An 11,737-nucleotide genomic window follows, 5' to 3' on the forward strand; every position below is an offset into this window, starting at 1 on the left:
CGCCTCCAGGCCGTCGCCGTGCGCGCGGGCGAGGTCGCACGACGCGCCGCTCACGTCCGCCGAGGTCGCGCGAACGGTCGGGCTGGACGCCCGAGAGCGACAAAACGAGCGATCTCGGCGACCGTCGCACGGCATGTCGTGCGACCTCGCGAGCGGGCACACCCGGCGAAACGGACGTCACACGCGACCCGGCCAGTGCTACGGTGGTCGGGAAATGTACGCTGCGCTGCTTCTCCTTCGCTGCCGCGACGAGGCCTGACACACCGGCCCACCTCGTCGCGGAGTCCGTCGTGGCCGCACACCCCACCACACGACGAAAGTGCGACACCATGCAGAACACGCAGCGCCCCTCCGGGATGCCGATCCACAAGTACGTCCCGTTCCACGAGCAGATCCGAGTCGAGCTCCCGGACCGCACCTGGCCGACGAAGCGCATCGAGCAGGCCCCGCGCTGGTGCGCCGTCGACCTGCGTGACGGCAACCAGGCCCTCATCGACCCGATGGACGCCGAGCGCAAGCGCGCCATGTTCGACCTGCTCGTCCGGATGGGCTACAAGGAGATCGAGGTCGGGTTCCCGAGTGCCTCGCAGACCGACTTCGACTTCGTCCGCTCCCTCATCGACGAGGGCGCGATCCCGGACGACGTCACGATCCAGGTCCTGACCCAGGCTCGCGAGCACCTCATCAACCGCACGTACGAGGCGATCGACGGCGCGAAGCAGGCCATCGTCCACCTCTACAACTCGACGTCGATCGTCCAGCGCGAGGTCGTCTTCCGCACCGACGTGCAGGGCGTCGTCGACATCGCGGTGTCCGGCGCGAAGCTCTGCAAGGCGGCCGAGGCGACGTTGCAGCACGACACGACGGTGTTCTACGAGTACTCGCCGGAGTCCTACACGGGCACCGAGCTCGAGGTCGCGGTCGAGATCTGCAACGCCGTGCTCGAGGTCTTCGAGCCCACCCCGGACCGCAAGGTCATCATCAACCTGCCCGCCACGGTCGAGATGGCGACGCCGAACGTCTACGCCGACTCGATCGAGTGGATGTCGCGCCACCTCGCGCACCGCCAGGACGTCATCCTGTCCCTGCACCCGCACAACGACCGCGGCACCGCCGTGGCCGCCGCGGAGCTCGGGTACATGGCCGGCGCCGACCGCATCGAGGGCTGCCTGTTCGGCAACGGGGAGCGCACCGGCAACGTCGACCTGGTCGCCCTCGGCATGAACCTGTTCACGCAGGGCATCGACCCCGAGATCGACTTCTCGGACATCGACCAGATCAAGCGCACCGTCGAGTACTGCAACCAGCTGCCCGTGCCGGAGCGGCAGCCGTGGGCGGGCGACCTCGTCTACACGGCGTTCAGCGGCTCCCACCAGGACGCCATCAACAAGGGCTTCGACGCCATGAGGGCCAAGGCCGACGCGGCGGGCAAGACGATCGACGAGATCGAGTGGGCGGTGCCGTACCTGCCCGTCGACCCGAAGGACATCGGCCGCTCGTACGAGGCCGTCATCCGCGTGAACTCGCAGTCCGGCAAGGGCGGCGTCGCGTACCTGCTCAAGACCGACCACGCCATCGACCTGCCCCGCAAGCTGCAGATCGAGTTCTCCGGGGTCGTGCAGCAGCGCACCGACGCCGAGGGCGGCGAGTTCTCCTCCGAGCGCATCTGGGACCTGTTCCGCGACGAGTACCTGCCGGCGGACGACGAGTCCGACAAGTGGGGCCGGTACGAGATCACGAAGACGGCGACGTCGAGCGACTTCGACGGCACGACCAAGCTGTCGGTCGCGATGCGCGTCGACGAGGGCTCGGTCGAGGCGGACGCCGTCGGCACCGGTCCGATCGACGCGTTCCTGACCGTGATGCGGGAGCAGGGCGTCGACGTCACGCTGTACGACTACACGGAGCACACGATGAGCGCCTCCGGTGACGCCAAGGCCGCCTCGTACGTCGAGTTGGACGTCGACGGCGTGCGCCTCTGGGGCGTCGGGATCGACGCCGACATCGCGACGGCGTCGCTCAAGGCGATCGTCTCGGCCGTCAACCGCGCGGTGCGCGCGGGTGCGACGTCCGGTGCGCCGGAGCTCGTCTCCGCCTAGTCGCCGCGCGGCTCCGTTCGCGCCCCGCTGCAGACATCGCGCCCCCTCACGAGGAGGCGCGATGTTCGTGTGGGGGTGCGACGCGTGCACTGGACGCGACCACGGCCTGGAGGCGCGGTGCGGGTCGGACGCGCACCGCGCCTCCCGGCCTGGTGGCGTCGCGTGCGTGCCCGTTCCTTCCCAGAACGGGTGCGATGGGTGGTGGAACCGGGCGTGGGTGGTGGGAAGGAACGACCGAGTACGCCCGGGAGGACCAGGTACGGCGGGGCGCGTGTGGCGGGGCGGCGCGGGGTGTCGGTGCGGAGGGGGATACTGGGGGGATGCCGCTGTACCGGGACGAGTGCGTCGTGTTGCGCACCCACAAGCTCGGGGAAGCGGACCGCATCGTCACCATGCTCAGCCGGCAGCACGGCAAGATCCGGGCGGTCGCGAAGGGTGTGCGGCGGACCGCGTCGAAGTTCGGCTCCCGACTGGAGCCGTTCATGGTCGTCGACGCCCAGTTCTACGAGGGGCGCTCGCTCGACATCGTCACGCAGGCCGAGTCGCTCGGCTCGTACGGCGCCCAGATCGTCGCCGACTACGGGGCGTACACCGCCGCCAGCGCGATGGTCGAGACCGCCGACCGCCTGAGCGAAGCGGACGCCGGGCTCCAGCAGTACCTGCTGCTCGTCGGTGCGCTCCGGTCCCTGTCCCGCGGCGAGCACGTGTCGAGCGCCACGCTCGACTCGTACCTGCTCCGCGCGATGAGCATCGCCGGGTGGGCACCCTCGTTCAGCGACTGCGCCGTGACCGGGGATCCCGGGCCGCACTCCGCGTTCGTCGTGCAGCTCGGCGGGGTGGTGGCCGACCGGGCCGCGCCTCCCGGGACGCCGCGCCTCGACCCCGACACGCTGCACCTGCTCGGGTCGCTCCTGGCGGGGGACTGGCGGGTGGTCGACGCCGCCGACGAACGGACGCGTTCCCGCGCCTCGGGCGTGGTGGCGGCGTACGCCCAGTGGCACCTGGAACGATCACTCCGGTCGTTGCCGCACGTCGACCGCTCCGAGCACCCCGCCACCGTCGCACCGACGCCCGGCGGCGTCCCGGCTGCGGTCGCGGCGACCCCCGCCCCGGCCGTGCCGGCGCCCGACCCGTCCGAGTCGGTGCCGACCGAAGCCCCGTCCGAGTCCGAAGGAACACCTGCATGAGCCCGCGCGCCTCCCGTCGGTACGCCGAGTCCGAGCCGCTCCGGCCCGTCGACTGGACCGGGGAGCAGCCGCCGGCGATCCCGCTGCAGTTCGTGCCCGAGCACGTCGCGATCGTGATGGACGGCAACGGCCGGTGGGCGAACCAGCGCGGACTCACCCGGGTCGAGGGGCACCGGGCGGGCGAGGCCTCGCTGCTCGACGTCGTCGCGGGTGCCGTGCAGATCGGCGTGAAGAACGTGTCGGCGTACGCCTTCTCGACGGAGAACTGGAAGCGCTCACCCGACGAGGTCCGCTTCCTGATGGGCTTCAACCGCGAGGTCCTGCACCGCCGCCGCGACCAGCTGAACGCCTGGGGCGTGCGGATCCGGTGGGCCGGGCGCCGACCGCGACTCTGGCGGAGCGTCATCGACGAACTGCAGACCGCGGAGCGGATGACCGCCGACAACGACGTCTGCACGCTGACGATGTGCGTCAACTACGGCGGCCGGAACGAGATCGTCGACGCCGTGCGGGGGATGGCCGAGGACGTTGCAGCGGGGCGCCTGAAGCCGAACCAGGTGACCGAGAAGGCCCTGGCGAAGCGGCTGTACGTGCCGGAACTGCCCGACGTCGACCTGTTCCTCCGGAGCTCGGGGGAGCAGCGCACGTCGAACTTCATGCTGTGGCAGTCGGCGTACGCCGAGATGGTGTTCCTCGACCGGCTCTGGCCGGACTTCCGTCGCACCGACCTGTGGGGAGCGATCGAGCAGTACGCACGCCGCGACCGACGGTTCGGCGGGGCGGTGGACGCGCCCACCGCCTGAGGCGGGCAGCCCGACGGCGGCGAGCCGCGCCTCCAGGCCGATGCCCGCTAGTCTTGCCCGGTACGTTTCCGCACCGAGCACCCAGCTCGGCGATCCCTGGAGCTCCTCTTGGCACAGTCCTCCCGTCTCGACAGCGTCATCGCCCTGGCCAAGGGCCGCGGCTTCGTCTTCCAGTCGGGGGAGATCTACGGCGGATCCCGCTCCGCGTGGGACTACGGGCCCCTCGGTGTGGAGCTCAAGGAGAACATCAAGCGCCAGTGGTGGCAGCGGTTCGTCCGCGGCCGCGGGGACATGGTCGGCCTCGACTCCGCCGTGATCCTGCCCCGCAAGGTGTGGGAGGCCTCCGGTCACGTCGCGACCTTCACCGACCCGCTCGTCGAGTGCCTGCACTGCCACCACCGCTTCCGCGAGGACCACCTCATCGAGGCGTTCGAGGCGAAGAAGAACCGCGCGCCCGAAGGTGGCATGGCCGAGATCGCCTGCCCCAACTGCGGCACCCGTGGGCAGTGGACCGAGCCGCGCGAGTTCTCCGGCATGCTCAAGACCTACCTCGGCCCGGTCGAGTCGGAGGAGGGCCTGAACTTCCTCCGCCCCGAGACCGCGCAGGGCATCTTCGTCGACTTCGCGCAGGTCGTCACGACCAGCCGCATGAAGCCCCCGTTCGGCATCGGCCAGGTCGGCAAGGCGTTCCGCAACGAGATCACGCCCGGCAACTTCATCTTCCGCACCCGCGAGTTCGAGCAGATGGAGATCGAGTACTTCGTCCCGCCGGCCACCGCGCAGGAGCACTACGAGCAGTGGATCGCCGACTCGGTGGCGTTCTTCACCGACCTCGGCATCGACCCGGAGAACCTGCGACGCTTCGACGTGCCGGACGGGGAGCGCGCCCACTACTCCGACGCCACCGCCGACATCGAGTACCGCTTCGGTTTCGCGGGCACCGAGTGGGGCGAGCTCATGGGCGTCGCGAACCGCACCGACTTCGACCTCAACAACCACATCGACTCGTCCGGCAAGGACCTCCGCTACTTCGACCAGGCCGCGAACGAGAAGTACGTGCCGTACGTCATCGAGCCGTCGTTCGGTCTGACGCGTGCGCTCATGGCGTTCCTGCTCGACGCCTACCACGAGGACGAGGCCCCGAACGCGAAGGGCGGCGTCGACAAGCGCACGGTGCTGCGGCTCGACCCGCGCCTGGCCCCGGTCAAGGCCGCGGTCCTGCCGCTGTCGCGGAACGAGCAGCTCTCGCCCGTCGCCCGCGGTCTCGCCGACGACCTGCGGAAGTACTGGAACGTCGACTTCGACGACGCCGGTGCGATCGGCCGTCGCTACCGTCGCCACGACGAGATCGGCACGCCGTTCTGCATCACCGTCGACTTCGACACGATCGAGGACAAGTCCGTCACGGTGCGCGAGCGCGACACGATGTCGCAGGAGCGCGTGGCGCTCGACCAGCTGCAGGGGTACCTGGCGGCGCGGCTGCTCGGCGCGTAGGCGCGCGGGGTCGCTTCGAACCACGGAACCGACATCGAACCAGGGCGCAAGCCCGGTTCGATGTCGGTTCTCTGGTTCGACACTGGGCTCCGGCGGCCGGCTCCGGCGGTCGGCGGTCGGCGGTCGGCGCCGGCACCGTACCGGGCGGAATAGGCACGCAACACGCGCGTTGCACCGAGCATGAACGACAGTGCTCTCAACGACACCGTGAAGGTCGATGTCTGGTCCGACATCGCCTGCCCCTGGTGCTACATCGGCAAGCGGAAGTTCGAGGCCGGCGTCGCCGCCTTCGCCGCCACGGACAGCGGCCGCCCCGTCGAGGTCGAGTACCACTCCTTCGAGCTGAGCCCGGACACCCCCGTCGACTTCGAGGGCACCGAGGCCGAGTTCCTCTCCGGCCACAAGGGCATGCCCGTCGACCAGGCGCAGCAGATGCTCGACCGGGTCACGGCGATCGCCGCGTCGGTCGACCTCGACTACGACTTCGAGTCGATGCACCACACCAACACGGTGAAGGCGCACCAGGTCATCCACCTCGCCAAGCAGCAGGGCAAGCAGCTCGCGATGGTCGAGCGGCTCTTCGCCGCCTACTTCGAGCGTGGTGAGCACGTCGGCCAGGACGAGTCGCTCGCGTCCCTCGCCGCCGAGGTCGGCCTCGACCGCGACGAGGTCCTCGCGACGCTGCGCGACGACTCCCAGCTCGCGGCGGTCCGCGACGACCAGGCCCAGGCGCAGGCGTACGGCATCAACGGCGTCCCGTTCTTCGTCATCGACGGCAAGTACGGCGTCTCCGGCGCGCAGGACCCCTCGGCGTTCGAGCAGGTGCTCACGCAGGTGGTCGCGTTGCGCGAGATGAGCCCGTCGGACGTCGCGGACGCCGAGCAGCGTGCCGCCGAGGATGCGGCAGCCGACGCGGAGGCGACCCGATGACGGACGTCCGCCTGGCCAGCCAGACCGAGCCGCGCCTCCAGTCCGACACCGCCCTGGAGGCGCGCCCCGCCCTGCTCACGCTCGTCACGCCCGGCGGTGCGCCGGTCTGTCACGGTGACTCGTGCTTCGTGCCCGGCGCGGAGGGCGACTGGACCGAGGTCCCCGACTGAGCCGACCCGCGCCGACGGGGTCCGTGTCCGTGCTAGCGGGCCGGTTCCTCGTCGGTGATGTCGGCGACCGTCGCGCCGTACGCGGCGACGAGGTCGTCGGCGTCGACGAAGGCGCTGGCGCCCTGTCGACCGGCGCCGAGGGCGATGCGGCGACCGGTGATGCGCTCGTCGGCGTAGACCGGCAGGTCGCCCGTCGCGCCGATCGGCGTGATCGTGCCGCGTTCGTAGCCCGAGGCTTCGAGGGCGGTGGCGGCGTCGGGCATCGAGAGCTTGTTGACGCCGACGACGGTGCGGAGCTTCTTCCACGCGATGCTGCGGCCACCGGGCACGAGTGCGAGCAGGAAGCCGCCGTCGTGCCGCTTGACCACCAGGGTCTTCACGATGTCGCCGGGGTCGATGCCGAGCAGCGCGGCGGCCCCGTGCAGGGAGTCCGCCGCGGGCCGCGCGACGACCTCGACCCGGAGCCCGCGGGCGGTCGCGTCGGCGTCGAACCTGGTGCTGGCGTCGATGGTCATGGGGAGAACGCTACCGGCGAGCACCGACGTGGGAGAATGGGAGACGTATGACGATCACTGACGCACCCGGGACGGCGACCCGTCCGGCGAAGCCCCTGCGCATCGGCCCCATCGAGGTCGACGTGCCCGTCGTGCTCGCGCCGATGGCGGGCATCACGAACATGGCGTACCGCCGGCTCTGCCGCGAGTACGGCGCCGGCCTGTACGTCTGCGAGATGATCACCTCGCGCGCGCTCGTCGAACGGACGCCCGTGTCGATGCAGCTCATCCAGCACCACGAGTCCGAGACCCCGCGGTCGATCCAGCTGTACGGCGTCGAGCCGAACACGGTGGCCGAGGCGGCGACGATCCTGGTCGGCGAGGACCGCGCCGACCACATCGACCTCAACTTCGGGTGCCCGGTGCCGAAGGTGACGCGCAAGGGCGGGGGAGCGGCGCTGCCCTGGAAGCTCGATCTCTTCAAGGAACTCGTCACGAAGACCGTGCGCGCCGCCGGTGACGTCCCGGTTACGGTGAAGATGCGCAAGGGCATCGACAGCGACCACCTCACCTACCTCGACGCCGCCCGCATCGCGCGTGACGCCGGCGTCGCGGCGGTCTCGCTGCACGCCCGCACCGCGAACGAGCACTACTCCGGGCACGCCGACTGGTCGGCGATCGCCACCCTGAAGGAGACCGTCACCGACATCCCGATCCTCGGCAACGGCGACATCTGGTCCGCCGCCGACGCCCTGCGCATGGTCGACGAGACCGGCGCGGACGGCGTCGTCGTCGGGCGCGGGTGCCTCGGTCGGCCGTGGCTCTTCGGCGACCTCGCGGCGGCGTTCCGCGGCGAGGGCCTCCGCTACATGCCGTCCCTCGGCGAGGTCGCCGACGGCTTCCGTCGGCACGCCGAACTGCTCGTCGAGTTCTTCGGCTCGGAAGAGCACGGCTGCCGCGACATCCGGAAGCACGTGGCGTGGTACTTCAAGGGGTACCCGATCGGCAGCGACGTCCGGTCCGGGCTCGCGATGGCGTCGAGCCTGCAGGAGATCGACGACCTGCTCGCGCAGCTCGACCACGACGCGCCGTACCCGGGTGCCGACGCCGAGGGTCCCCGCGGCCGTGCGGGGCACCCGAAGCGCACCGCGCTGCCCGACCGCTGGCTCGAGTCCCGCGACGTCGACGGCGAGTTCCGCAAGGTCCTCGCCGCCGCCGAGCTGCACCACAGCGGCGGATGAGCGCCACGAGCTCGTACGGGCCCGCCGACGCCGAGCGCTGGCTGCCCGAGACGCACGGCAACCGCCGCTCCGACTTCGCCCGCGACCGTGCCCGGCTGCTGCACTCCAGTGCGCTCCGCCGCCTGGCCGCGAAGACGCAGGTGCTCAGCCCGACGACCGGCCTCGACTTCGCGCGGAACCGCCTGACGCACTCGCTCGAGGTCGCGCAGGTCGGCCGCGAGCTCGCCGACTCCCTCGGGCTCGACCCCGACGTCGTCGACACGGCCTGCCTGGCGCACGACATCGGCCACCCGCCGTTCGGGCACAACGGCGAGACCGCCGTGAACGCCTGGGCGGCCGACATCGGCGGGTTCGAGGGGAACGCGCAGACGCTGCGGCTCCTCACCCGGCTCGAGCCGAAGGTCTACGGCCCGCGGTCCGGGGCGTCGGGTGACCGTCCCTACGGGCTGAACCTCACGCGGGCCTCGCTCGACGCCAGCTGCAAGTACCCGTGGCCGGCGGCGCAGGGCGTGTCCGAGGCATCGTCCGGACGCACGAAGTTCGGCTTCTACGACGACGACCACGACGCGTTCGAGTGGCTCCGCGCCGGCGCTCCCCGGCGGCAGCGCTGCATCGAGGCGCAGGTCATGGACCTCTCGGACGACATCGCGTACTCGGTGCACGACTTCGAGGACGCCGTCGTCGCGGGCTTCATCGACGTGGCCGCGCTGGGCGACCGGGTCGGCGAGAACGACATCGTGTCCGCCATGCACGCCTGGGTCGGGTCGGACCTCTCCCGCGACGAACTGCTCGAGGCCTTCGACCGGCTGCGGTCCCTGCCGCTGTGGATGACCTCGTACGACGGCTCCCGGCAGGACGCCGCGCGGCTGAAGAACCTCACGTCGCAGCTCATCGGGCGCTTCGCCCGGACGGCCACCACCGCGACGCGGGAGTCCTACGCGTCCGGGTCGCTCGTCCGGTTCGCTGCGTCCGTCGTGACGCCGCCCGAGATCATCGGCGAGATCGCGGTGCTCAAGGGCATCGTCGCGGCGTTCGTCATGACGCAGGGCGACCGGCAGCCCGTGTACGAGGACCAGCGGCGGATCCTGACCGAACTGCTCGACGTCCTCGCCGCGAGCGGGAGCGCCGACCTCGAGCCGGGCTTCGCGGCCGACTGGCGCGCGGCGTCCGACGACGCCGGCCGGCTGCGTGCCGTGGTGGACCAGGTGGCGAGCCTGACCGACCAGGGGGCGCTCGCCTGGCACAAGCGCCTCGTCGTGGGCGACCTCGAGGCCGTCCACATCCCGGTCTGACCGGGTCGGGCTCGGTCAGCCGCTGTCACTCGCACGAACTAGGATCGAGGGGTGGCTGGCAGGATCGCGCGGAACGACATCGACGAGGTCCGCGCGCGCGTCAACATCGCCGACATCGTGGGGGACTACGTCACCCTGAAGTCCGCCGGGGTCGGTTCGCTCAAGGGCCTCTGCCCCTTCCACGACGAGCGGTCGCCGTCGTTCCACGTGCGGCCGCAGGTCGGCCGGTACCACTGCTTCGGGTGCGGCGAGGACGGCGACGTCTTCGAGTTCATCATCAAGCAGGACCACACGACCTTCCAAGAAGCGGTCGAGCGGATGGCGGCCAAGATCGGCTTCACCCTCCACTACGAAGAGGGCGACGGTCCCCGTACCGACTACAACCAGCGTGCGCGGTTGATCGCCGTGAACGAAGCAGCCCTCGCCTTCTACCAGGCGCAGCTCACCACCGCCGCGGCCGAGCCGGCCCGCCAGTTCCTCGGGGAGCGCGGGTTCGACCCCGCGGCGGCGCAGCACTTCGGCGTCGGCTTCGCGCCGCAGTCTTACGACGCCACGCGCGAGCACCTCCGCGGCCGCGGGTTCTCGATGGACGAGATCCTCGCCGCGGGCCTCGCCGGGCAGGGCGACCGGTCGCCGTACGACCGGTTCCGCGGGCGGTTGATGTGGCCGATCCGCGACGTCACCGGGGCGACCATCGGGTTCGGCGCGCGTCGGCTGCTCGACGACGACAAGGGTCCGAAGTACCTCAACACGCCGGAGACCCCGATCTACCACAAGAGCCAGGTGCTCTACGGGCTCGACCTCGCCCGGCGCGACATCTCGAAGCAGAAGCAGGTCGTCATCGTCGAGGGCTACACCGACGTGATGGCCTGTCACCTCGCGGGCATCACCACGGCGGTGGCCACGTGCGGCACCTCTTTCGGCGTCGACCACATCAAGGTGCTGCGCCCGATGCTCGGCGACTCCGCCGGCGCTCACCTCTCGCAGCTCGGCAACATCGTCTTCACGTTCGACCCGGACGAGGCCGGGCAGCGCGCCGCAGCGCGGGCCTTCGCCGAGGAGAGCCGGTTCGCAGCACAGACCTACGTCGCCGTCGCACCAGGCGGTCTCGACCCGTGTGATCTGCGGCTCGCGCGTGGTGATGCCGCCGTCACGCGACTCATCGACACGAAGCGCCCGATGTTCGAGTTCATGATCCGCCGTCGGCTCGCCGATCACGACATCGAGACCGCGGAAGGGCGCGTCGCCGGCCTCCGTGACGCGGCGCCGGTCGTCGCCGGGATCCGCGACCGCACACTGGCCACCGCTTACACGCGCGAGACCGCGAAATGGCTCGGCATGGACATCCCCGACGTCCGTCGCGCGGTCGAGAACGCCCGGCAGCGCGCCGGCTCTGCGGGGTCGCGGCACGACGACCGCCGAACAGCAGGCACGGTGCCCGTCGGGCAGGCGGGTCCCGGCGGCGAGCTGGTCGCCCCTCCGGAAGAGCCGATCGCGGGCCTCCGGCTCCTGCCGAACGACCCGATCACCCGCATGGAGCGCGACGCCGTGATGGCGATGGTGCAGCAGCCCGGGCACGTCGGGGTCCCGCTCCTCGGCCTCGCCGCGTCGGCCACGTTCTCGGCGCCGATGCTCTCGGTCGTGCGCGACGCGGTCGTGGCGAACGTCGACGCCGTCGGGGCGGGGGACTGGCTCGACCGGCTGCTGCTGGACGTGCCGACACCGTTCCGCGGCCTGGTGCAGGAGCTCGCGCTCGCGCCGATCCCGGCCCGCACCGACGAGGACCTGGCGCTCTACGCGCGGAGCATCGTCGTCGCGCTCGTGGAGCGGGACCTGCTCGCTCGGAAGGCGTCGTTGCTCGGGCAGCTGCAGCGGGCGGATCCGAACGAGCAGGCCGATCGTCGTGCCGAGATCCAGCGGCAGCTCGTCGACATCGACGCCCAGCGGATGCGGCTCCGCGCCGACGCCGAGGCCGCTTCCTAGGGCCGACCTGCTCGGGCGCGGGGCCGCGCGCCCGGCTCGCGCGC

At 71.2% G+C, this 11,737-nt stretch carries 10 protein-coding genes; 9 read left to right on the forward strand and 1 reads right to left on the reverse strand.

Features of this window, described 5'->3' with window-relative positions; all coding sequences use genetic code 11:
• Positions 1–329 precede the first annotated feature (329 nt).
• The 6 genes from leuA to BIU96_RS19925 all read left to right on the forward strand — a co-directional run bounded on the left by leuA (position 330) and on the right by BIU96_RS19925 (position 6,683).
• On the forward strand, positions 330–2,099 hold the full coding sequence (leuA, locus tag BIU96_RS14380; RefSeq protein WP_071293308.1) for a 2-isopropylmalate synthase: 1,770 nt from the start codon (positions 330–332) through the stop codon (positions 2,097–2,099).
• 320 nt (positions 2,100–2,419) lie between these two features.
• Positions 2,420–3,286, forward strand: a complete 867-nt coding sequence (gene recO / locus BIU96_RS14385; protein ID WP_071293309.1) for a DNA repair protein RecO — start codon at positions 2,420–2,422, stop codon at positions 3,284–3,286.
• Positions 3,283–4,089, forward strand: coding sequence for an isoprenyl transferase (locus BIU96_RS14390; RefSeq protein ID WP_071293310.1), 807 nt, complete (start codon positions 3,283–3,285; stop codon positions 4,087–4,089). The genes recO and BIU96_RS14390 overlap by 4 nt, the downstream gene beginning before the upstream one ends.
• A gap of 108 nt (positions 4,090–4,197) precedes the next feature.
• Positions 4,198–5,583, forward strand: coding sequence for a glycine--tRNA ligase (locus BIU96_RS14395; RefSeq protein WP_071293311.1), 1,386 nt, complete (start codon positions 4,198–4,200; stop codon positions 5,581–5,583).
• A 180-nt stretch (positions 5,584–5,763) separates the two neighbouring features.
• Positions 5,764–6,513, forward strand: a complete 750-nt coding sequence (locus BIU96_RS14400) for a DsbA family protein (RefSeq protein WP_071293312.1) — start codon at positions 5,764–5,766, stop codon at positions 6,511–6,513.
• Entirely contained in the window at positions 6,510–6,683 is a 174-nt protein-coding gene (locus tag BIU96_RS19925) for a hypothetical protein (RefSeq protein WP_175477566.1), read from the forward strand. Before BIU96_RS14400 ends, BIU96_RS19925 begins: the two co-directional genes overlap by 4 nt.
• Positions 6,684–6,715: 32 nt before the next feature.
• Here BIU96_RS19925 and BIU96_RS14405 read toward each other — a convergent pair whose 3' ends face one another.
• On the reverse strand, positions 6,716–7,198 hold the full coding sequence (locus BIU96_RS14405) for an aminoacyl-tRNA deacylase (RefSeq protein ID WP_071293313.1): 483 nt from the start codon (positions 7,196–7,198) through the stop codon (positions 6,716–6,718).
• A 47-nt stretch (positions 7,199–7,245) separates the two neighbouring features.
• On the opposite strand from BIU96_RS14405, the gene dusB reads away from it, so the two are divergent.
• The 3 genes from dusB to dnaG are packed head-to-tail and all read left to right on the forward strand — an operon-like array spanning position 7,246 to position 11,693.
• Positions 7,246–8,418, forward strand: a complete 1,173-nt coding sequence (gene dusB / locus BIU96_RS14410; RefSeq protein ID WP_071293314.1) for a tRNA dihydrouridine synthase DusB — start codon at positions 7,246–7,248, stop codon at positions 8,416–8,418.
• Positions 8,415–9,710 (forward strand): deoxyguanosinetriphosphate triphosphohydrolase, encoded by a 1,296-nt coding sequence (locus BIU96_RS14415; RefSeq protein WP_071293315.1) that lies wholly within the window; start codon positions 8,415–8,417, stop codon positions 9,708–9,710. Before dusB ends, BIU96_RS14415 begins: the two co-directional genes overlap by 4 nt.
• 51 nt (positions 9,711–9,761) lie before the next feature.
• The gene (gene dnaG / locus BIU96_RS14420; RefSeq protein ID WP_071293316.1) at positions 9,762–11,693 is read left to right on the forward strand and encodes a DNA primase; all 1,932 of its coding nucleotides are present in this window, start codon (positions 9,762–9,764) and stop codon (positions 11,691–11,693) included.
• The last annotated feature ends 44 nt before the right edge of the window (positions 11,694–11,737 follow it).

The sequence above is a fragment of the Curtobacterium sp. MCBA15_008 genome (genome assembly GCF_001865065.1).
Taxonomy (GTDB): Bacteria; Actinomycetota; Actinomycetes; order Actinomycetales; family Microbacteriaceae; genus Curtobacterium.

Bases quoted from the DNA above. Each gene is read 5' to 3' on its own strand.
- leuA (WP_071293308.1), top strand. From the start codon at position 330: ATGCAGAACACGCAGCGCCCCTCCGGGATGCCGATCCACAAGTACGTC.
- recO (WP_071293309.1), top strand. From the start codon at position 2,420: ATGCCGCTGTACCGGGACGAGTGCGTCGTGTTGCGCACCCACAAGCTC.
- BIU96_RS14390 (WP_071293310.1), top strand. From the start codon at position 3,283: ATGAGCCCGCGCGCCTCCCGTCGGTACGCCGAGTCCGAGCCGCTCCGG.
- BIU96_RS14400 (WP_071293312.1), top strand. From the start codon at position 5,764: ATGAACGACAGTGCTCTCAACGACACCGTGAAGGTCGATGTCTGGTCC.
- BIU96_RS19925 (WP_175477566.1), top strand. From the start codon at position 6,510: ATGACGGACGTCCGCCTGGCCAGCCAGACCGAGCCGCGCCTCCAGTCC.
- BIU96_RS14405 (WP_071293313.1), bottom strand. From the start codon at position 7,198: ATGACCATCGACGCCAGCACCAGGTTCGACGCCGACGCGACCGCCCGC.
- dusB (WP_071293314.1), top strand. From the start codon at position 7,246: ATGACGATCACTGACGCACCCGGGACGGCGACCCGTCCGGCGAAGCCC.
- BIU96_RS14415 (WP_071293315.1), top strand. From the start codon at position 8,415: ATGAGCGCCACGAGCTCGTACGGGCCCGCCGACGCCGAGCGCTGGCTG.